We start from the raw sequence: 2,018 nt of genomic DNA, 5'->3' as shown, positions 1-2,018 counted from the left end.
TAGCGGTTGGAAAAGAAGTAGACACGAGCGAAGTAGGGATCGGTTTTGCGACCGAAAGCGAGCAACCCGCGCCAAAACCCATAGAACCGAAAGAAAATGTCATTCCACTAACCACGCGTCAAGCAGATCAACCCTATCAGGGCACCCGTGCCAAGAACTTGCCTCAAACCGGGGATCAAACAGCTGGCATTCTGCGAGCATGGGGAGTCGCTTGTATGATCGCCGTCTTTTGGCTGTTCCTCTTCAAGCAGTTGCGAGAGGAGGAGGACTATGAATAAAATTCTACGTCTTTTCTTTTGTGTCAGTCTGTTGGCAGCACCGTGCTTAGGGGCTGGCACTGCAACGGTCGTTGCAGAAACCGAGGTACCAGAAGAAACTGTTATATCTACGATTCCAACGATGGCCACTGAGCCAGCAGCAAGTCAGCCGGAGGATTCAGCAACGATTCCTGAAAAGGAAACCGAACCAAGCAAAGACAAACTGGAAGATGTCCCAGAACCGGAAGCGACCAATGAGTCTGAAGAAGAGGAAGAGAAGCCCGGCAAACAACCTACGACCAAAGGTGCTAGTCCATATGCGAACACGTTGATTGAAGGGGTTGATATCGATGAGGATTTTGCGAAGGTTTTACGGACAGATCAATGGACTACAAACAATGGGTGGCCCGGCTATGGAAAAGGACAAGATCAGTTAACGGATACAGATATGGAAGCTTTGACATGGATAAAAATGAATTACAAGTCCTTATCCAGCTTGAAAGGCATCGAATATGCGACAAAGCTTGAATCGTTAGAATGTGGGGGGAATAGCCTAACTACATTGGATTTAAGTAACAATCCTTTGTTGTCTTATTTGAACTGTGAGCGAAATCAGATTACGAATCTGGACATACAGGACAAATCAGAGTTAGTTACTTTGATCTGTGACAATAATCAATTACAAAATCTAAATGTGAACAACAACACAGAGCTAACTCGGTTGCAGTGTGGAAGTAATCAACTACAGGATCTAAACGTGAGCAACAACACAGAGCTAACTACTTTGAACTGTGGAGGTAATCAACTACAGGATCTAGATGTGAGCAACAACGCAAAGCTAGTTTTTCTGAGTTGCGCTATGAATCCACTAGGTAATTTAGATTTAAGCAACAATCCATTGTTAAAAGAGTTGGTCTGTCAACAAAATGAATTACTGACATTAGATGTGAGTAAACAGTTGGAGTTGGATTACTTAGATTTTTCGAGAAATAATATAGAAGAAATTGATTTGACCAAGAACCACTCATTGAGATATTTATTTTGTTCCTACAATAAATTGCAAACTTTGAATATAAGTGAAAAACCATTATTATACTCGGTCGGTTGTAGCTATAATATGCTGAATGTTCTAGATGTTAGTAACAGTTTAAAGTTAGAAAGTCTGGATTGTTCAGACAATGAATTACTTGATGTAGATGTAAGTAGCAATCCTTTGCTAAAGGAATTTACTTGTTCATATAATAAACTATCGACCATAGACGTCAGCGAAAACGGTTCACTGAAACGATTAAGAATATCTAGTAACCAATTCAAAGATTTGGATGTGACCAGCAATCCGTTATTAGAGCATTTGAGTTGTGATGGTAATCAATTTACCGATCTAAATTTATCCAATAATCCTTTATTAAGGGAGTTATCAATCTCAAATAATAAAATGAGAAATCTAGATTTTTTAAGTCCGGTCGACAATCCGGCATTACAGAATTTGGTATTTGGGAATAATCACATAACCGATATAACAGGAATTTTTGGATTTACCAACTTAACTAACTTTAGTGGAACTGGTCAATACCTTGAAGTAGACATACCACCGATTAATGGTGGTAATGCTACAGTTGATGTACTAAAAACCTCTGCGAGCACAGGATTAAGTCTCTCTAATATATCTCTCGGCGGTTCACCTATTCTCACACCTAATGGAGATAAAATTGAATTAGGCAATGTAACATACGCTGATTTAGATAATAAACAGTTACAGTT

2 protein-coding genes are annotated in these 2,018 nt (G+C 39.7%); both read left to right on the top strand.

Annotated elements, in window-relative coordinates:
• Positions 1-278, top strand: a 278-nt coding sequence (locus tag JZO85_RS22905; protein WP_207110451.1) for an LPXTG cell wall anchor domain-containing protein, incomplete at its 5' end; no start/stop codon positions are given.
• The coding region (locus JZO85_RS22900; RefSeq protein ID WP_347401826.1) for a leucine-rich repeat domain-containing protein at positions 271-2,018 on the top strand (1,748 nt) is incomplete at its 3' end. The genes JZO85_RS22905 and JZO85_RS22900, both read left to right, overlap by 8 nt.

It is taken from the genome of Candidatus Enterococcus murrayae (assembly GCF_017315985.1).
GTDB lineage: Bacteria > Bacillota > Bacilli > Lactobacillales > Enterococcaceae > Enterococcus_A > Enterococcus_A murrayae.
This window is presented reverse-complemented; position numbering and strand designations above follow the sequence as displayed.